Source organism: Geoalkalibacter ferrihydriticus DSM 17813, assembly GCF_000820505.1.
GTDB lineage: Bacteria > Desulfobacterota > Desulfuromonadia > Desulfuromonadales > Geoalkalibacteraceae > Geoalkalibacter > Geoalkalibacter ferrihydriticus.
On the sequence record NZ_JWJD01000007.1, the window covers coordinates 159,544 to 179,268 of the forward strand.

Here is a 19,725-nt window from a genome sequence, read left to right on the forward strand (position 1 = left end):
CGTTTCTGGAGCGCAGCAATAGAATTCTGGAAATGGTGGGGAAGGGGTAGAAATAGCATAAACAAAAAAAATGGGGGCGGGTCCTGATGGGGGCGGGTCCTGGACCCGCCCCCCTTGCGTTTCAGGTGGGAAAAATCAATCGCCTGCCGGAATGACGGTGAGGGTGAAGGTTTGGCTTGTGCTCAGACTCGCCTCGTTGGTGGCGGTCAGGGTTATAGAATAGTCTGTTGGGCCAATAACGTCCGGGGCCTCTGTCAAGGTCAGGGTGCTGCCGCTGATCTGCAATGATTGGAGCGGCGGACTGCTGCTGGCCACATATGTAAGGGAACTGCCGCTGATGTCGTAGAAAAACGCCGCAAGGTTGAGGATGATCGGTGCGCCGGCTTTTATTTCCATGCTGTCGATTGCGATAGTAATAGGCCGCACTGCTCCATTTGCGTTGACATCCACCAGCCAGGCCGTGGCTTCTGTTAAGCTAAAATTTGTCGGGCTGGTGAACTTAAACACGCCGTTGGCGAAACCCGACAAGAGGAAACCATTATCCTGCTTGATTACAGACACGGCCAGTTCGTCACGGCTTCCGCCGTAATATCGTACCCAGTCGTTTGCTGGGGTTTCAAGATCCACGAACGCCAGGTAGGCATCAAAGCCTTTGTTTGGGACCTGAGCAGCTCCCGCGATCAAAAATTCAGAACCAGATATTTTCAGCAGAGAGGTGGGAAATGCATGACTGATTTCAGGGCCAAGAAGTTCTTCAACCGGGTTCATGCCATTCGTGTCGGTTTGAATGATAATGATGTCGTAATTGTCACCGAATGAATTGGTGGAGCCAACAATAAAAAATCCATCATTGGTTTCCTCCAGCCCCAGGGCAATTTCATTAAGGTTCGCGCCTCGTTTGCCGAAGATACGCGGCGAGTCAGCCCAAAGGGAAAGGGTATCTTCGCCATCTGCGGTGACTTGGTGCAGAAAGATGTCCGCATCGTTTAAAGAGTTCCCTTCAGAACGGGTTGTTCCTAGAAAGGCAATGTTTCTGTTGGATAGTTCCAAAATATCCACACCTGAATCTGGAAATCCCTTATCACCAAAGGTGTGCTCCCATTTAACTCCGCCATCGGTGCTAATTCTAGCAAACAGCATGTTGGCATATACTTTATCACCCGGCATGCTGAAGTCGGTTCCGGCAATCAAGAGGTCACCGTTGCTGGCTCGGCGAGCCGTGTTGATAGTGCACTCTTCTAGGTTCTCTAACAAGTGGATTGGTGGATCAGAGTCGACGCCCGTATTGATGGTTGCCAAAAATAGCTGACCAATGCCATTTCCGACATGCTTTGTCGTGCCTAGAACGTGAAAGACCTGAGCGCTTTCCTCAATGAGGACCTTAGGGCGATTTATTCCTGGTGACGGGGTAAGGTCAATCGTGTGGACCTTTTTGCCGTTTTCAGAAAATTTTGAAAAACGCACCAGCGATGAATTCGTCCCTGTAGAAACCTCGGCAATCGCAACCATGCCACCGTCTGATGTGGCTTTAAGGCCTGTAATGGGTCCGTCCATATTGGTGTTGACAGTACGTGAAGATAAGGGCGGCAACATGTAGTTGTCGTGGTTGTCAGGGATGCCGGGCATCTCAATGATCACGCCACCACTAAATGGCGGAATGGTCTCGCCATCACTGGCCGGTGGGCTGGTTGCGTTGCCGTCGCTCCCTCCGCCACCACCACAGCCAGAAAGGATAAAGAGCAAAATACAGCAAAGACAAAGATCGCGCCCCCAGTTGTGCATGATTCTCTCCTGTTAGGTTATTTCGTGGTGAAAAATTTTGATAAATTCTTGTATGTAAAGCCGATATTGCTGGCACAGACGAGAGAAAAGTTCATCAGCGAGTTAATTGAATGAGGCAATTGATATTTTTTCTTTTTCGTCTGTCTTATGGGATAAAAAAGCAATAATTGACGGGTTCTTAGGGTTCTTTTGCCGAACGTCGAAAAAATTTTTGGGAAAGATGGCGTGCAAGAAGCAAAGGTGGCATGCGCAACCAATGTGCGCGGATGTAAAGGAGGGTTTTTTCAAATTGATGAGGTCGCAGTTGGCCTTCCGGGGTCAGGGGTACCAGGGTGCGGCGGGCGAGAAAAGCCATGAGCGCACCAATCATTGGATGGGGGGCACTGGCGGCGGAATGCTTCATCACCTCGTCGGGAATGGGTGTTCCCAGAATCTCTCTGCAGAAAAAGAGCGCATAGAACATCGGTCGAATGAGATCCAGTGCCAAGGCCCTCGGTAAGAGGCGATTCCAGAAGTCCGGATCCGCCTCGCCGAAATCCCGCATCAGGTCGTCAAGATCAAAGAGATCGCGCAAACCGCCACTGAGGTCACCGTCCTGAAAGAGATGAACGGCACTGTGCAGCACCATATCTTCGGGTGACAATACCCTCCATCCGCCTTTGCCGCAGGTTTGCGCCCCCTGCCAAAGAAGTTTGGGATTGGGATGCAGGCGACCACTTTCAGGCAAAATGGTGTGGTGAACATCAATCAGCGTTTTGCGCTCGCGATGTTTGAGCGGCGGCAGCTCATGCATCCAGCGCCGATAATATTTCTGGTCATAGGGGTCATGCTTGGTGTGTGCCCAGCCCGCTTGCAGCAACACCTGTTCAGTGCGCGAGAGATCTTCCTTGCGTACCAGAATGTCGATATCGCTGACTTTGCGCCCCTCTCCGGCAGGTAACCCGGCCATGATGTAGGCAGCGCCCTTAAGCAGTATGAAGTCGATGTCCTGATAGGAGAGGATATTGTGAATACACTGGGATTCCCACTCAACGGTGCGCCGATGGTGTTTGCCGACATTTCCCGCTGCAATCAGATGGTCTTTGATTTTCTGCGGGAAACTCTCTGTTATGCCCGCCTGTTCAGCGCGAAAAGAAAATTTGGGAAGCAAGTCGAAGTTACGCGCAATGCGCAGGAACGCATCCCAGCGCTGCGCTGACCAGTGGCGGGTCGCAGATGGATCGAGCAGAGCTTCGATGACCGGCGTCATAGCTTTATCGACCCCCCATCTTTTTCGCAGAGCCGGTCAAGAAAGCCGATGGCCTCGCTCAGATCGCCATAGCTCAATTCATGACACTCGCAGGCGTCGACCAGGGCGCTCAGGGAATCAAAGGCTTTTTCTCCGAGTACATTGAAATTGAACGCATCATTGGCCAGCCAGAGAAACGTCTGCGCTTTGCTTGCGGAGTCCAGAGCCACCTGGGCGCCGGGCTTAAATGTTGGAAAAATGATCCAGCGCGGCGCAGCTCCGCGCGCGGTGCCTTCAAAAGCAGTGGTCGGCGGCTTGAGGTGGGCAACTGTCCCTTTGCGTGTGCCGGGGGTTGCCGGCCCCATGACGGCATCGGGCTCAAAACGGCGAATGACGTCGATGGATTGATTCTTCAGCCCGATGGGGCGCGGGACCGCAATCAGTTCGGTCTCCCCCGGGCGCATCATGGCCAGTTCGTCCGAAAACAGGCGCCACCCGCGCAGTGCCAGCGCCGCACAAAGAGTGCTCTTGCCGGCTCCCGGTGGGCCGGGTAGCACCAGGCCCAGTCCGTTTTTCTCCAGAACCGCGGAGTGAAGCATGAAATACTGGTGCGGCAGGCTGAAGGTGCACCAGTTGACGGCCCATTCAAGCATAGGCAAGGCCAGTTCACGATCAAAGGGTTCAAAGGATTTGCAATCATCGATGGTGAAGCGCGCCCGCTTTTTCCAAGGTGGCCAGCCCATGCTGGGGCTCAGTCGCACCCAGAAATCACTGATATCTTCGCCAAAGGCGATTTCATGGTCGGCATAAAGAAGGGACAGAGGGGCGTGCAGTTCGGGTAAGCTCACCTGAAGGCGCAGTATGAACGGACCAACGCGCAGGAGTAGACCGCCGGGTGTTGACAGACGAGCAGAAATTTGTTCCGTGGGGAGCTCAGCAAGAATCATCTACGGGATGGACCAGCCCGAGACGGGCTAACTTGAGAACGAATTGATGAACGTTGTGGTAAAGATCCGAATCGTTGGCGATGTTTAGACTCTCGCTGATGCTCTGGACCAGACCATCGACGGAGAAAGCAGAGCGTTGCAGGCTTTTAAGCGCTTCCGCGGCTATGGGATTGAGAAGATGAATATCACCGCTGTTGCAGTTGAACGCAATATGCTCGTTGTCCCAGCAACGCCACCTGAGACGCAGAGAATCCGTGGTTTGCCAACGCCGAACCGCTTCCTTCCCCATTAGGCTTGAGTCACGCGAAATGCCGTATGGGCCGACATCATTGCAACCACGAATTGTTGTTGAGAAATGGACTGTCAGGCTTCTCCGAGGTCTTGGTTTTGGATCTGCCCGATCCATTCCGGGGATCACTGAATGGATCCGCGACAGAGGTTTCGTGCTCGTCGAGGGATGCGCCTGCGGCTTCATCGTAGCCACCATAGGCCAGGGCGTCAACCGAGCCATTGGTCTGGGCGAAGAGAGGGCGGCTATAGACCGTCATGACAACCGGAATGCTCATCACACCGGCTTTAAGCAGACGGCGCCTTGTCTCCAACCGCGCTTCCCGATGGGATTGGGTTTCGTTGCCCTCGGCTGCGGATTCAGGCTTCAATATTTCTTTTTTTTCGTCCATAGCTCTATCTACCTGTATTCCGGAAAGTAGTTTAATGCCTTACGGAAAACTTGGCTGAAAATCGCTTCCCATGGGGTCTCATTATAAACACATTCTTTGGATAATCAAGGCATTAACGATTTTGCTTCGGCTTTATGCGTTTGTATTTTGAAAGGCACAGAAATGCATAATGAGCAAAGATTAAATGTGGCGAAAAGCTCTGCTAATCAAAAAAATGTCTTTTCAGTAACGAGTACGATCCGACGCTTGTGCCCAGTGCCGCAACACCTCTTTCGCTTCGTCGCGCAAATCTTGTTGCATGTGAATGGTGCGCGCAGCCGGTGGAGAGCAGATGTCTTGATAAAAAAATTCGTCATCAAAGCCGGCTTCTGCGGCATCTTGCCGCGTTGCCCCGTAAACGATGCTGTCAAGGCGTGCCCAGTACGCAGCTCCCAGGCACATGGGGCAGGGCTCGCAACTTGAGTACAGGGTGCATCCCTGCAGGTTGAATGTCGCCAAATAGAGACAGGCGTCACGTATAGCGATGATTTCAGCGTGAGCTGTTGGGTCGTTGCAGGCGACCACTTGATTCCAGCCCTGCCCAATAATTTGGTTGTCACGAACAATGATCGCGCCGAAAGGGCCTAAACCTTGATTGGATAGGCTTTTTTGCGAAAGTTCTATAGCTTGACGAATAAATAACACCTTTTTTGTCCTAATTAGAGGGCGCGGAGCAACCCGAAGAAAGTGTCATCCGATGGTTGTCGCAAATTGGTGACGCATTAGCATGAACCCAATTACTTATTTTTTTGAAAAACTCTTTAAGTGGCCGCAACATAAAGAAAAGTTATCGGCGGGAAGGTTGGCTGCACTTCGGGGACAATTTTTGTTCACCGGTAAAAAATTTAAAAAAACTGGAACAAAATTTATGTTTTTTTAGAAAAAATTTTTCCCTGTGATTTGTAAGAAATTCGAAAAAAAATTTAAAAAACAACAACTTGAACTTTCTCCCCAGACTCGGAAGGATGATTTGTTAAGAAAGAAAGCTGGCCTTAATCTTGCTAACCCTAACTCCCGTTGTCTTACTCGCCCGGCGGGTACCCTCGTCCACGAGGAAAATCTCAATCTAACAAAAAATTCATTTGAAAAACCGCGAGAAGGTCGGGTAAGGTTCTGTCTGGAATTCTCCCATCAGAATCTGTGTGCTTTGTGACACCTACCCGGCTTTAACACTATAAGGAGGCTGACATCATGTCTTTCCGGGTTGAACGCGTTACGCCGCAGGATGCTTTGTTCCGTGACTATCTTGGTGTACGCTATCAGGTTTATTGTCTGGAGAGGGGTTTTGAAGACCCCGCTCAGTATCCCGATGGCATTGAAACCGACATTTACGATCCTCATGCCGTTCACCTTGCCGCCGTTGAAGAGCAGACGGGGCAGGTTGTCGGCAGTGCCCGCATAATTCTTGATTCCCCCCTCGGCTTTCCCCTTGAGCAGCATTTTAAACTTGATGCAACCTTGGACCATGTCGATCGCAAGGAGTTGTGTGAAATCTCCCGCCTCGCCGTGACCAAGAGCCATTGCCAGGATTTTGGGATCGTCTCGCTGCTTCTGGACCATCTCTTTCTCGAAAGCGGACGCCTGGGCCTGACGCACTGGTATGCTGCCATGGCCAAGAGCCTTGCTGTTCTGCTACGGCGCAGAAAAATGCACTTTCAAGAGGCCGGGCCGGAAATGGTTTATCATGGCATCCGCATTCCCTATATCCTTGATCTTCAGCGAATGGCCGGTAACAGTTCGCATTTTGCCTGCTATGAGCAGGATTTTGCCGAAACTGCTCACTTTGCTCCGTTGAAAACAGCACGCGCCTGATTTTTTCTATCCGCCCGTACCTTTGGTGAAAAATTTCAGGGCGGCTTTGCTGCGCAGCCGGTGCAAGGGGTTTTTCCCCCCGAAAAGAGTATATCCCTTTTTCCACTTTTGCAGGCGCATGTCAAATTGAAGATAGCGCGGCACAGGGCGCAGCTTGCCTTTCCCCGTAATAATTTTGACGACCTCGGTCGTGACCAGTGAAGCGCAAAGGGTACAGGCGGGAGCGACTGCCGGCCCTTTGCGCTTTTCAATGTCGATCCGGGTGGAATCGAGATAACCGGCATGGAAAGCCTGGGGGGCAAGGCCTGCCGCAAAAGAGGCAATTTTTTCTTCGTAAGTCATCCCTGTGCTAATCCCGAAATAATCATCAAAGGACATGCCCGTGGGGGAAAAAACCTGCAAGGTTGCACCAAAACCCAGAGGGGCCGCGGTCACGGCATAGATCCCCATGGCGCGCGCCGTGTTGAAAAGCAAACGCCGGATTTCGAATTCAAAAAAGTCGATACCATCGACATAGACCTGGCAGTCCGCAAGAAACTCCTCCACATTCTCGTTTGTCACGCCCTGGGGAAAGATGCGCAAATCAGCTTCCGGATTGATCTCCCTGACAATTTCTGCCATGACCTGCGCCTTATGGCGGCCCACCGTACTCTGAAACGCGCCGAATTGGCGACTGATATTGGCTCTTTCAAAATCATCCAGGTCGGCGATGTTAAAATTTCCGACACCCATACGCGCTAAGGTCAGCAGGTGGATGCCACCGACGCCACCGGCGCCCGCCACAGCAACGCGGGCCTTCAGCAGCTTTTCCTGATCCGTTTCCGAAACCAGACCGATGTTGCGGGAAAATTCCTGGCTGATAAGCTTTGAAATCGACATTGGCTGGCTCCGGTACGTGCTGCGTATGGTTTAGTTCCTGCAAGGTTTCATTTTTTAGAATTCCAAAGTTCATGCCAAAAGAAATTCGGGACACGGATCAAACCTGATCAATAAATTGGGGACACGGATCAGATCTGATCAATGCGGATTGAAAAGCTTCTTTATCTCTTGAGAAAAAATCAGATTTTATCAGATTTTATCCGTGTCCCATTGATTTTTCCCGCACACCATACCGAAGAAAGGGTCCCGCGATGAAAGACCAGATCCTCAAAGTGCTCGAACTTGCCGTCACCGCCCCATCCGGCGATAACTGCCAGCCCTGGAAGTTCGTTGTTGATTCGCCGCGTGTGCGTCTTTACAACCTCCCCGACAAGGATACCTCTCTTTACAACTTTGAACAGAAGGCTTCTCTCATTGCTCATGGCGCACTGCTTGAAAACCTGCAGATCGCCGCACCGGCGTTTGGGCTCAAGTCAGAAATAAAGCTTTTTCCTGAAGGACAGCAGTCCGATTTTGTCGCTGAAATTCTTTTCGAGAAAGCGGGCGGGCTTTCCGCCGATCCGCTTTTTGACAGCTTGCCGCGACGCAACACCAACCGTCGTCAGTACGAGCGCCGCCCACTCTCTGGTGAAGCGCACCAGGCACTCCTGGCCGCCTCGGATGACATTCCCGGTGCCCAGGTCTATCTGTCCAAGGATGAAGCCGAAAAAAACCAGCTTGCGCAACTGCTCTGCCAGAATGATCGTTTGGTGTTCGAAAATCCTCGTTTGCACCGCTTTCTTTTCGACCATATTCGCTTTACGCCCGAGGAAGCCGCGCGCACCGCTGATGGCATGGACCTGCGTTCTTTCGAGCTTCCCGCCATGGATCGCATGGCGTTCAGTCTGCTCAAAAACTGGAAAGCGGTACAGATCGTCAATTCCCTTGGGTTTCTATCGAAGAAGATAACCAAGCAGGCGGAAAAATTGTGCCGCAGCGCCTCGGCCATCGGTCTGGTGACGATCGCTGAGGACGGCAACGCCGATTTCGTCAATGGCGGCCGCGCCATGGAGCGGGTCTGGCTCGAAGCCACCCGTTTGGGTTTGCAGCTTCATCCCATGGCGGGGCTTGGTTGCCTCATCTACCGAATCGGGCGGGGGGCAACGGGTGAGTTTTCTCAGGAGCACGTCGCCACGCTGCGCGATCTCGAAGGGGGGTTGCGTAAAACCTTCGGTTGCGGCGATGAAACGCTGGCCATGCTGTTTCGCGTGGGCTACGCCGCGCCGGGTTCGGCGCCGTCCTTGCGCAAACCTCTCAAGAATGTCGTTGAGATCAAGGGCACCTGAAAAAATTCGTAACTGCTCCGTTACAAATTTTCAGTACATTCTTAATCGTCCCCCTTCACCGAAGGGGGACGATCAGGGTGCTTTCCTCGAGAACTGATGCTCGATCAGATCCGCGGCTTTTTCCGCCGGGTTGAGCCCCTGCAGTTTTTTGCTGAACGCTAAGGCTTTTTCGCGGTACGAAGGCGTATCCAGTACCCGGCGGATGGCGGCAAAAAGTTGCTGCGGGTTCTTTTCAAGATCAGCCGGCGCAACTTTGATTCCCAGCCCCAGGGCCTCGACGCGGCGCATGTTGAAATCCTGATCGGGGATGGTCGGAATGCCGATGATCGGCCGACCTTGCTCCAGCGCCTGATAGATGGTGCCGTTGCCGCCGTGGCACACAACCAGATCACAGACCTTCATCGCCTCCTCTCCCGCGATGAATTCCTCCAAATAAACTTCCCCCGGCACCGTCTTAAGGCCCCTGGCGGCTGCATCCTTTAATTGCCCCCCCGTCGTGATGATGGCGGCCAGCCCCTGGTCGCGAACCAGATTGTAAAGATTTTCGAAAGAGCCACCCACCCAGGTCGTGCCCATGGTGATGTAAATCAAACTCTTACCTGCGGTCTGGGGTGGCCACCAGTCAGGCAATGGGACTCCCTTCTGCCAGGTGAGGGGACCGACGTAGTGGTAATCGAAGGGCAGATGGCGGGTGGGAAAATAATCCTCGATGTCCGCCATCAGGGTCAGATCATTGCCCGTCAGGCAGTTGGTTGCGGTGACGGTTTTCGCGAGGGAGTGTTTTTTCGACCATTTTTTGAAAGCGTTGGCCACAGTGTCGAAAAGTTGCATTTCCAACCATAGATTCAAAGGATCCAGGCGCCGCGCCAATTTTTCCGGAAGCCGCTCGAAAAACGGCACATAGGGCAGCGCCCGGTATTCGGTGGATGAAACATTGACGATGGCTGCATGCGCGATTTTCTCGATACCCGCCGAAATCATCGAGCTGAAACGCCCGTCGGAAAGCACCAGGTCGGGATTGACTTCGCGGTAAATTTCGCGATCGCTAAGAATCATTTTTTCCAATTCATCCTCGGCAACAAAGCGCATTTTCCCGTCTCGAATGCGCCCGAAAAGATCCTTGGGGTCGATCTGATAAAAAGGCAGGGTCGCAAAGCCTTCTTCTTCGATGAAGTGGCTTTTTGTATCCGGCCCGCTGCCGGCGAATAGAACCTCGTGGCCGCGGTCGCGCAGAGCCCTGGCGACGACCAGAAGGCGGCTAACGTGGGACAGGGTGGGGGTGTAAGGCAGACAGAGAATACGCATGGACAAAACTCCTCGTTAAAGGCATTGGCAATTGAAAACTTAAGCAAAGAATAGATGCAATCAGAGGAAAAATCAAAATTGAACGGGAGTGAGGTGTAAAGGTTTTCCGAAAGACTTGTCGGGAATTTTTACACAAGTGTGGCGACGGTTTAAGGGATTGCTAAAAAGCTATTCAAAAACAGATGGTTATGTTTTGGAATGGACTTTGCTTTCTAGCTAAGTAGAAATCGAATGAAAGGGGGCGTCGCATGGTGCGGCGGCACCCAAGCAATCGTCGAAATGCAGTCTTTTTTGAAGGGAGATGCACAATGAAAAAAATAACAGTAATTTTGGCGGCTTTAATGGTGCTCGGCACCGGCACGGCTTTCGCCCAGCCGTTCTGGACCGGCGCGGTCAACGATGGATTCGACAACTGGGTACAAAATGTTCAGGTGTTCGACTGGGCCTCCTCGGGCAGCGGCTTGGCCATCGGCCTGGCAGACCCCGCGAATATTCAGGTTGGGACGGAATTTACCTTTCTCTATCAGGCACGCTTGTCCGGCTTGGCCAATCCCGCTGGGCAGGATGTTAACTTTCCCGGGTTGAACGACACCTTCGAGTACACCTTTGTTGCGCAGATCACCGAGCGAATTTCCAATGTGATCGATCTCGGCGCGGACGGCCTCCAGGCGATTTTCCGAACCACTGGCGCTGGATCCTGGTATATGTTCCACGACTTCGACACCAATTCGAACACTGCGGCGGGCACCGGTTTCCAGGACGGTACCCAAGTTGCTACGGGGACTTGGTTGCCGGACCAGATCAGCTCGTTTCTGGCCACGGTCCCCGGCGAGCAGGGTCAAGGATCCTTTATCATCGAAGGTCTGCGCGGCGTAGGTACTGAGATTAACCCCGATTTCTTCTATCCGACTCTTCTCGGCGAGGAGCAATTCATTTTTGACATCCGCCTCGAGGGCACCACCAACGTTCCGGCCCTTGACTCCGCCACGACCACCTTTTTTGGCGGTGATGGCCCCTACGAGGCATATACCGTTATGACAACCGACCTGCTGTTCAAGGTTGATGCCAGCAGCCGCTTCAGCGTGATCCCCGAGCCCTCGACGGTGATTCTGTTGGGCTTGGGCCTTTTGGGTCTTGCTGGATATTCCCGCAAGAAGCTTCGTAAGTAAATCAGCTTCGCCTTTCTTTCACTGACGCTTGCTTTCGGGCCGAGGGGCAAATCCCCTCGGCTTTTTTTCATTCAGGAGGTGTTTTTTTTCGGGCGGGCTGATTTGGCACTATTTGTGCTTTAAGAACTTGGAGTATGGAGTGGCGGATCGTTTGAGCGCCAATTATCTTATGGGCGAGGCTTTTTTGTGGACATGACTTCCTGCAATCATTGTCAAGGTGGCGAATTTTCATTGGTTTTTAAGGCGAAAGATTATTTGACGGAAACATCTTTTTCAGTGGTGAGGTGTCGAGGGTGCGGGCTGGTCATGGTCAATCCCCGGCCAACAGTTGACGAGATTGGGCGTTATTATCCGGATCTTTACTATGGCGAGCAGCCCTTTCTTTATGAAAAATTGGACGCCTCAAGTCGTTTCAAGCAGGTTCGGCGCTACGTCAAGTCGGGAGACCGTGTTCTTGACGTGGGCTGCGGGCGTGGGCTGGTTCTGGACAAACTCAAGAACATTGGCTGTGATGTGGTCGGAACCGAGCTCTCAGAGCACAGCTCCAAGTACGCGCGGGAAATTTTGGGAATCGACATCCTGCGAAAAAATCTCGAAGAATGTTCCTTCGAGAGTGGGTCTTTTGATTGCGTGACAATGTTCCATTCATTGGAGCATCTCTATGACCCCCTCGGGGCGCTTCGAGAGGTGCATCGCATTTTGAAGCCAAACGGGCGAGCCCTGGTTGAAGTTCCTCGTTTTGACAGTATTTATAGTTCAATCTTTAAGGACAAGTGGTTTCATTTGGATGTTCCACGACATCTCTATCATTTTGAAGACAAGACTTTGTCAGGGATGCTGAAAAAGGCTGGATTCGAAGTTGTTGATATCAAGAAATACGCAATCATGTATGATTCTTTTGGTGCGCTTCAAAGCCTTCTCAATTGCATCTGCCACGATTTTAACCTTCTTAACGATTTGAATACAAAGAGAAAATTACCTGGCGATATCTTTCAGTCAGGAGACATGCGGCAGAAATTTGACTTGGTCTTGTCGTTCGCTGCTCAGGGGGTACTTTACCTGCCTATGGTTTTTTTAGCTTATGCTCTGATGCTCTTCAATGCCGGCGGTACCTTGCGGATATGGGCGCAAAAAAAAGTCTAATATCTGTTTCTCGCCGGAAAGAATCTATAAGTTATTTTGAGGGTTATCTCAGCCATTCCTTCATGTTTTCCTCTGGATTTTCCAGGATATCGCTCATGCGCCTGAAGAACCGCGCCGCCTGAGCTCCCGCCATCACCCTGCGATCCCAATTCAAAGTAAGCTTCATCGTTTTTGCCGTCGCGAGCTTGCCGTCGCGCACGACAGGTCGTTCTTTGGCAAAGCCGAAGGAGACCCCCAAGGGCGCCGGCCAGGCGCCGATCATGTAGTCGACACCGTATTTACCCGGAGAGCTGATGACTAGGGCGCCACCGCGCCATTTCCACCAGAGCCGCGGGAAGTGCAAGGGGAGGCTGACAATGAAGGATGCCAACCACCCTGGTGTCGAGCAAATGAGGTTGAAAAAATCTCGCCACTGCCTGTTGTTGCTGATGTCGCAATGAGCCAGCTCGTTGAGCCAATCGCCGATTTCGGTCATTGAAAGACGGTCGACATCCTTTAGTACATCCATGAATGTGGCGACCTCGATGCCCGGTTCGTTACGTTCGCAGGCAACGGCGATATTGACATCATGAAAGGTCTGCATGCGGGTTCGCACCGGCGGGAAAAGCGGCAAGCGATAGAGGCGGCGATTGGCATAGGGGAATTCACGCAACCCAAGCGAAGCGGCTTTGGCAACGAAGGCTGTATACGTAGGTTTGCGCCCGTCTGTCCAGCCGCTCCGGATTGTTTCGATATTTGTCAGGTCGATTTCATTGATGAATGTAATGGTGTTGCCAACCCTGACCTCCTTGCCGACGACCGAACGTGCAACGTGAAAAAATTTATGGGGTGTACTTGTCGAGTAGGGATTTTCTTCCATGTCAACCTCCTCAGTCAAAAGTAAGCTCAATTTCGTTAAGAAGCAAAAGATAAGCCAATTCTAAGTTTTTTTCGACGATTTGTCGAAAATTTAGAAAGATTTGTCGGGTTATTTTACATGAAGTAGTTTCCATCCACCTAAAATTTCTGTAAAAAGCCGTTTTCACTAACAATTATCGAATGGATCGGAAATTGCTTTGCGGGGCTTAGGTTGTAATGTTCGCGTCATCGGGTGATCGCTTTCACATTGGTTTGACTTTCACCCCTTGGCCCAACTTAAGGAGGCAAGGATGAAGCGATGGTTGTTGGGATTGATGTTGGTCTTGTTCATGGGCCTGGGAACGGCCCATGGACAACAGTTTTGGGAAGGCTCTCTTTATAACCCGACCTTGGGAACTTTTGTTCCCAAGGTGGTTAACTTTGACTGGGCCGCCTCGGGCAGCGGCATGGCCGAAGGCTTGGCGCCCGCGGGCTCAGCGCACTCCGTCGGCGATCCCTTTGTCATGCGTTACCAGGCTTTTTTGACCAAGGTTGAAGACGCTAACGGTCAGCCAATCCTTTTTCCCGGACTGAACGTGGATTTCGAGTACACGGTGGTGGCCGAAATCCCTCAGCAGATCATCGCTTTTGTTCCTGGCACCACGCGTATTTCCGTGTTTTCCACCCTGCCTGGCGGTCGATTTTATATTTACCAGGATTCCAACCCCAACGCCACCGTTGCGACGGGACTGGGTTTTGATGACGGCAATCTGGTGGCCAGCGGCGTGGTCGATGCCGGCATACCCACCCAGTATATCTATGACTCCAATAATAATGTCGCCATCGGCAGTACGACTCTGACCGGCCAGGTGAATTTCACCAATCCGGATTATATCACCCCGAATCTCAACATCGTCAGCATCCGCCTTGAAACAACAGTCAACTATCCACCGCTTGATTCGGCCACGACTCATTTCTTTGTCAGTCGCCCCGGCGAGGGCAATCTTGCTCCCTATGCTGTTGCCTCCAACGACCTTCTTCTTAAACTCGACGCTAGTAGCAAATTTTTGACCCAGGAATCCTGCATCGAGATCGAAAAACAAATCAGTGTCGACGGCGGCCAGACCTGGTTTGACGCAGATACGCCTGGTGATGCGCCAGGCACAGACAGTGACGCTTTTTATCGTTTTATCGTCAGAAACTGCGGAGTGACTCCCCTTGACGATGTTGCTGTAATTGACCCCACTTTGGGCATTGATGAGATTATTGGGTCTCTTGATCCGTCAGAGGTGGTTGTTCTGACCTTTGACACGCAAGATTTTAATTTCAACAACCTTTTTCAGCCCGGCATCTGTTTTGATCCCACTCCTCCAGAAAAACAAAATACTGTCAATGTGTCTGGCAATTATCTGGGCGAGACTGTCGAGGACAGTGACTCCGCCTGGATCAAGTGCGTGTGCATCGACATCGAAAAGCTCGTCAGCGTCGATGGTGGTCTGACATACCATGATGCCGATTTAGCTGAGTTGGCACCGCAGACGGCCAGTGGCGCTGTCTATAAACTGGTTGTCGGCAATTGCGGCGGCTTTGATTTGACCAATATTCTAGTCACCGACCCCATTCTCGATATCGAAGTCAATATCGGGACTTTGTTTGCCGGGCAGGTTCGGGAAATTTTCTTCAACGATATCGAATTCGACTTCTCCAACCTTGACCAGCCCGCCCGCTGTGATGACGGCCCCGGGGAAAAGCAAAACATCGCATATGCTGCGGGTAATTACAATGAAGGGCTTCCCTCCCAATTTACCGCCACTGATCAGGATCCTGCCTGGGTCGAGTGCGTGTGTGGTGGCAGCATCGGCGATTTCGTGTGGAACGATCTCAACCAGAACGGCCTTCAGGATGCCGGTGAGCCGGGGATTTCCGGCGTGACCGTGAACCTGCTGCAAAACGGCATNACCATCGATTTCGGCTACTACGCTCCCTGTGGCGGTAGCATCGGCGATTTCGTGTGGAACGATCTCAACCAGAACGGCCTTCAGGATGCCGGTGAGCCGGGGATTTCCGGCGTGACCGTGAACCTGCTGCAAAACGGCATGGTCATCGACACTCAGGTGACGGATGCCAACGGTTTCTATCTGTTTACCGGTCTGTGCGCCGGCGATTATGCAGTGGTGGTGGATGAGACCACGCTGCCTGCGGGCTTTGTCGCCTCGCCCTGCGAAGTGGGTATGGACCCGGCCATCGACAGCAACTGCCAGCCGGCCATGGTCAATCTGCCCACCAACAACAGNGTCATCGACACTCAGGTGACGGATGCCAACGGTTTTTATCTGTTCAGCGGTCTGTGCGCCGGTGACTACGAAGTGGTGGTGGATGAGACCACGCTGCCTGCGGGCTTTGTCGCCTCGCCCTGCGAAGTGGGTATGGACCCGGCCATCGACAGCAACTGCCAGCCGGCCATGGTCAATCTGCCCACCGACAACAGCCAGGATCTGACCATCGACTTCGGCTACTATGCTCCCTGCGAGGGCAGCATCGGCGATTTCGTGTGGAACGATCTCAACCAGAACGGCCTTCAGGATGCCGGTGAGCCGGGGATTTCCGGCGTGACCGTGAACCTGCTGCAAAACGGCATNGTCATCGACACTCAGGTGACGGATGCCAACGGTTTCTATCTGTTTACCGGTCTGTGCGCCGGTGACTACGAAGTGGTGGTGGATGAGACCACGCTGCCTGCGGGCTTTGTCGCCTCGCCCTGCGAAGTGGGTATGGACCCGGCCATCGACAGCAACTGCCAGCCGGCCATGGTCAATCTGCCGACCAACAACAGCCAGGATCTGACCATCGACTTCGGCTACTATCTGCCTTGCACCGGTAGCATCGGTGATTTCGTGTGGAACGACCTGAACCGCAACGGCATCCAGGATGCCGGTGAGCCGGGTATTGCCGGCGTGACGGTGAACCTGCTGATGGGTGGTGCCATTGTTGCCACGACCACGACCGACGCCGTCGGCTTCTATGAGTTCAGCGGCCTGTGCGCGGGTGACTATGTGGTTCAGGTGNTGGCAACGACGGTGTCGGCAACGACAGCAACGATCCTGCCGGTACCAGCGTCACGCTGCCCAACGACATGACCAACAACGACAGCGTTGATTTCGGTTACGTTGTCCCTTGCACCGGCAGCATCGGTGATTTCGTGTGGAACGACCTGAACCGCAACGGCATCCAGGATGCCGGTGAGCCGGGTATTGCCGGCGTGACGGTGAATCTGCTGATGGGTGGTGCCATTGTTGCCACGACCACGACCGACGCCGTCGGCTTCTATGAGTTCAGCGGCCTGTGCGCGGGTGACTATGTGGTTCAGGTGNCTGCTGATGGGTGGTGCCATTGTTGCCACGACCACGACCGACGCCGTCGGCTTCTATGAGTTCAGCGGCCTGTGCGCGGGTGACTATGTGGTTCAGGTGGTCAATCCGGCCGGCTATGTGCCGACCTCCCCGCTGAGCGCTGATGGCAACGACGGTGTCGGCAACGACAGCAACGATCCTGCCGGTACCAGCGTCACGCTGCCCAACGACATGACCAACAACGACAGCGTTGATTTCGGTTATCAGGCGGTNGGTGTCGGCAACGACAGCAACGATCCTGCCGGTACCAGCGTCACGCTGCCCAACGACATGACCAACAACGACAGCGTTGATTTCGGTTATCAGGCGGTAGCAGCTTCTATCGACATCGAGAAGTACACCAACGGCCAAGACGCCGATAATCCCACCGGACCCATCGTGCCCGTGGGCAGCACCATCAACTGGACCTACGTGGTGACCAACACCGGCAACGTCGATCTGATCAACGTCATGGTGAGCGATNCCCACCGGACCCATCGTGCCCGTGGGCAGCACCATCAACTGGACCTACGTGGTGACCAACACCGGCAACGTCGATCTGATCAACGTCATGGTGAGCGATGATCAGGGTGTCACGGTGACTTGTCCGCAAACCACGCTGGCNCCCACCGGACCCATCGTGCCCGTGGGCAGCACCATCAACTGGACCTACGTGGTGACCAACACCGGCAACGTCGATCTGATCAACGTCATGGTGAGCGATGATCAGGGTGTCACGGTGACTTGTCCGCAAACCACGCTGGCAGCAGGCCAATTCATGACCTGCACCGCCCAGGGCACTGCCATCGAAGGCCAGTACGCCAACCTCGGCACCGCCAGCGGCGACTACAACGGCATCACCGTTGAAGACGCCGACCCCAGCCATTACTTTGGTGCGGCGGCGGCCATCGACATCGAGAAGTACACCAACGGCGAAGACGCCGATAATCCCACCGGTCCCATCGTGCCCGTGGGCAGCCCCATCGAGTGGACCTACGTGGTCACCAACACCGGCAATGTCAACCTGATCAATGTCATGGTGACGGATGATCAGGGCGTCATGGTGACTTGTCCGCAAACCACGCTGGCCGTGGGTGAAATGATGACCTGCACCGCCAACGGCACCGCCATGGGAGGCCAGTACGCCAACCTGGGCACCGCCACCGGCGACTACAACGGCATCACCGTCATGGACACCGATCCCAGCCACTATTTCGGGGTTGCCCCGAGCATCGATGTCGAAAAGTATGTTTCCACAGATGGAATCAATTGGTTCGATGCTGATGAAGCACCGGGAATCCAGGTTCCGATCTGCCCCGACAAGTCGCCTTGCTTCGACAAGGATAAGGACAGCGACTGGTATTGGGATAAAGACTCGGATCGGGACAGCGACTCGGATCGGGACAGCGACTCGAATTGGGACCGCCGCTCAAAATGGTACAGCGGCTCGGATCGGGACAGTGACTCGGATCGGGACAGTGACTCGGATCGGGATAGCGACTCCGATTGGGACAGCGACTCCGATTGGGACAGCGACTCCGATTGGGACAGCGACTGCGAAAGTAACGTGTTTTTCCGCTACGTTGTTACCAACGACGGGCCTGTGACTCTGACCAACCTGACTCTGACGGACAATGTTTTCAGCACTTCGTCCTGCATCATCCCCGCCACTCTGGCACCGGGACAGAGCTTTGAGTGCGTCATCGGCCCCTTCGAGGCCATGGCGGGCCAGCACACCAATACCGCCACAGCGACCGGGCAGTATCAGGGCATGACTGTCATGGACAGCGACAATGCCAATTACTATGGTTGTGTTGGCAAAGGCACCGGGACGCCGGGTTACTGGATGAACCACCCTGAAGCCTGGCCGGTGGATTCGATCATCATTGGCGGAATCGAATATTCCAAAAAGGATGCCATCGATTACATGAAGAAGCCGGTTAAAAGAGATAAAACGATGACCATGTTCCCGGCACTTGTCTCGGCAAAGCTCAATGTCCTGTCCTGCAACGTATCTTTCTGCATTGACGAGACGATATTGGCCGCTGACGAGTGGATGGCCCAATACGGCCCAGTCGGCAGCGGGGTGCTGGCCAGCAGTTCTGCCTGGTCAATGGGCGAGCCGCTCTACCTGTTGCTCGACGAGTATAATAACGGGCTTCTCTGCGCCCCTTCGCGCGACAAAATCAGTTACCGGGATTGCGACTGGGACTGGGACAGGGACTCCGATAAGGACAGCGACTGGGATTCCGATCGCGACTCCGATAAGGACAGCGACTGGGATTCCGACCGCGACTCGGACAGCAATACAAGCTTTGGAACGGGGACTCAAGGCTATTGGCAGAATCACCCCAAAGCTTGGCCGGTCGACAGAATCACCGTCGGTGGAAAAAGGTACTCCAAGGACGAAGCCATTAAATACATGAAAAAGGCGACCAAAGGGGACGTCACCATGACCATGTTCCACGCCCTGGTCAGCGCAAAGCTCAATGTCGCTTCAGGGACTGAGTCCTCCTGCATCGCCGATACGATCAAGTCGGCGGATTCCTGGATGGATAAGTACGGTCCGGCAGGCGAAAAAGTCCGCGCCGGAAGTTGGGCCTGGCGAAACGGTGAGCCCCTGTACATGACCCTGGATGACTACAACAACGGCAAGCTGTGCGCGCCGTCTCGTGACCAGGATCAAACAAAAAGCTCTAGTACTTCCGGCCCGAAAACGGCAACGTCCGATTACTGGCAAAATAACCCCAAAGCTTGGCCGGTTGACAGAATCACCGTCGGCGATAAAAGGTACTCCATAAGCGATGCCATTAAAAACATGGGAAGGGACTCCAGGTATGATGTCACCGTGACCCTGTACCGTACCTTGGTCAGCGCGAAGCTCAATGTAGCTTCAGGGACTGAGTCATCCTGCATCGCCGATACGATCAAGTCAGCAGATTCCTGGATGGACAGGTACGGTCCGGTCGGCGAAAAAGTCAAGCCCGATAGTTGGGCCTGGAGAAGGGGAGAGCCCCTGCACACGACCCTGGATGACTACAACAAAGGCAAGCTGTGCGCGCCGTAACCTGACCAGGATCAAATAACAAAGCTCTTTGACGGACTCTTCAAGCTGGTCCGGAAGCTGGATCAGAAGATAGCTTGCCTTTCAGATTGATTTTATGCGATACGGGGCCCGATTATTCGGGCC

17 protein-coding genes are annotated in these 19,725 nt (G+C 53.4%); 8 read left to right on the top strand and 9 right to left on the bottom strand.

The window, feature by feature from the left end; translation table 11 throughout:
* Nucleotides 1-135: 135 nt before the first annotated feature.
* The 6 genes from GFER_RS14780 to GFER_RS14805 form a co-directional block, all read right to left on the bottom strand.
* Nucleotides 136-1,782, bottom strand: a complete 1,647-nt coding sequence (locus GFER_RS14780; protein ID WP_040100646.1) for a hypothetical protein — start codon at nt 1,780-1,782, stop codon at nt 136-138.
* 178 nt (nt 1,783-1,960) lie between these two features.
* Nucleotides 1,961-3,031: a nucleotidyltransferase domain-containing protein gene (locus GFER_RS14785; protein WP_040100647.1), complete on the bottom strand. Its 1,071-nt coding sequence runs from the start codon at nt 3,029-3,031 to the stop codon at nt 1,961-1,963.
* Complete coding sequence (locus GFER_RS14790; protein WP_040100649.1) at nt 3,028-3,957, bottom strand: HprK-related kinase A; 930 nt, start codon at nt 3,955-3,957, stop codon at nt 3,028-3,030. Before GFER_RS14790 ends, GFER_RS14785 begins: the two co-directional genes overlap by 4 nt.
* On the bottom strand, nt 3,944-4,246 hold the full coding sequence (locus GFER_RS19020) for an HPr-rel-A system PqqD family peptide chaperone (protein WP_040100651.1): 303 nt from the start codon (nt 4,244-4,246) through the stop codon (nt 3,944-3,946). Before GFER_RS19020 ends, GFER_RS14790 begins: the two co-directional genes overlap by 14 nt.
* A gap of 37 nt (nt 4,247-4,283) precedes the next feature.
* Nucleotides 4,284-4,637, bottom strand: a complete 354-nt coding sequence (locus GFER_RS19025) for a hypothetical protein (RefSeq protein WP_040100653.1) — start codon at nt 4,635-4,637, stop codon at nt 4,284-4,286.
* A 222-nt stretch (nt 4,638-4,859) separates the two neighbouring features.
* The gene (locus GFER_RS14805; RefSeq protein WP_074669588.1) at nt 4,860-5,321 is read right to left on the bottom strand and encodes a nucleoside deaminase; all 462 of its coding nucleotides are present in this window, start codon (nt 5,319-5,321) and stop codon (nt 4,860-4,862) included.
* Between the two features lie 546 nt (nt 5,322-5,867).
* On the opposite strand from GFER_RS14805, the gene GFER_RS17920 reads away from it, so the two are divergent.
* Complete coding sequence (locus tag GFER_RS17920) at nt 5,868-6,488, top strand: GNAT family N-acyltransferase (protein ID WP_052446462.1); 621 nt, start codon at nt 5,868-5,870, stop codon at nt 6,486-6,488.
* A gap of 6 nt (nt 6,489-6,494) precedes the next feature.
* On the opposite strand, the gene GFER_RS14815 is transcribed toward GFER_RS17920, so the two are convergent.
* Nucleotides 6,495-7,367: a ThiF family adenylyltransferase gene (locus tag GFER_RS14815; protein WP_040100655.1), complete on the bottom strand. Its 873-nt coding sequence runs from the start codon at nt 7,365-7,367 to the stop codon at nt 6,495-6,497.
* 251 nt (nt 7,368-7,618) lie between these two features.
* On the opposite strand from GFER_RS14815, the gene GFER_RS14820 reads away from it, so the two are divergent.
* Complete coding sequence (locus tag GFER_RS14820; protein ID WP_040100657.1) at nt 7,619-8,692, top strand: nitroreductase family protein; 1,074 nt, start codon at nt 7,619-7,621, stop codon at nt 8,690-8,692.
* A gap of 72 nt (nt 8,693-8,764) precedes the next feature.
* Here GFER_RS14820 and GFER_RS14825 read toward each other — a convergent pair whose 3' ends face one another.
* Nucleotides 8,765-9,997 carry a glycosyltransferase gene (locus tag GFER_RS14825; protein ID WP_040100659.1) on the bottom strand — a complete coding sequence of 411 codons (1,233 nt, stop codon included), beginning with the start codon at nt 9,995-9,997 and terminating at the stop codon, nt 8,765-8,767.
* Nucleotides 9,998-10,305: 308 nt separating this feature from the next.
* Here GFER_RS14825 and pepA point away from each other — a divergent pair, with 308 nt between their 5' ends.
* Together pepA and GFER_RS14835 are read left to right on the top strand one after the other, a co-directional pair.
* Entirely contained in the window at nt 10,306-11,166 is an 861-nt protein-coding gene (gene pepA, locus GFER_RS14830) for a flocculation-associated PEP-CTERM protein PepA (RefSeq protein ID WP_040100661.1), read from the top strand.
* Between the two features lie 192 nt (nt 11,167-11,358).
* Nucleotides 11,359-12,309 (top strand): class I SAM-dependent methyltransferase, encoded by a 951-nt coding sequence (locus GFER_RS14835; RefSeq protein WP_082048109.1) that lies wholly within the window; start codon nt 11,359-11,361, stop codon nt 12,307-12,309.
* A 43-nt stretch (nt 12,310-12,352) separates the two neighbouring features.
* Here the strand turns inward: GFER_RS14835 and GFER_RS14840 are convergent, their stop codons facing one another.
* Nucleotides 12,353-13,168: a 2-oxo acid dehydrogenase subunit E2 gene (locus GFER_RS14840; protein WP_052446463.1), complete on the bottom strand. Its 816-nt coding sequence runs from the start codon at nt 13,166-13,168 to the stop codon at nt 12,353-12,355.
* Nucleotides 13,169-13,670: 502 nt separating this feature from the next.
* Here GFER_RS14840 and GFER_RS14845 point away from each other — a divergent pair.
* The 4 genes from GFER_RS14845 (at nt 13,671) to GFER_RS19550 (ending at nt 19,602) form a co-directional block, all read left to right on the top strand.
* Entirely contained in the window at nt 13,671-16,283 is a 2,613-nt protein-coding gene (locus tag GFER_RS14845; RefSeq protein WP_459542345.1) for an SdrD B-like domain-containing protein, read from the top strand.
* Nucleotides 16,280-16,576, top strand: a complete 297-nt coding sequence (locus tag GFER_RS14850) for an SdrD B-like domain-containing protein (RefSeq protein ID WP_040100667.1) — start codon at nt 16,280-16,282, stop codon at nt 16,574-16,576. The genes GFER_RS14845 and GFER_RS14850 overlap by 4 nt, the downstream gene beginning before the upstream one ends.
* Entirely contained in the window at nt 16,524-17,120 is a 597-nt protein-coding gene (locus GFER_RS14855; protein WP_040100668.1) for an SdrD B-like domain-containing protein, read from the top strand. The genes GFER_RS14850 and GFER_RS14855 overlap by 53 nt, the downstream gene beginning before the upstream one ends.
* Nucleotides 17,071-19,602, top strand: coding sequence for a DUF7507 domain-containing protein (locus GFER_RS19550; protein WP_082048111.1), 2,532 nt, complete (start codon nt 17,071-17,073; stop codon nt 19,600-19,602). The genes GFER_RS14855 and GFER_RS19550 overlap by 50 nt, the downstream gene beginning before the upstream one ends.
* Nucleotides 19,603-19,725: the final 123 nt, after the last annotated feature.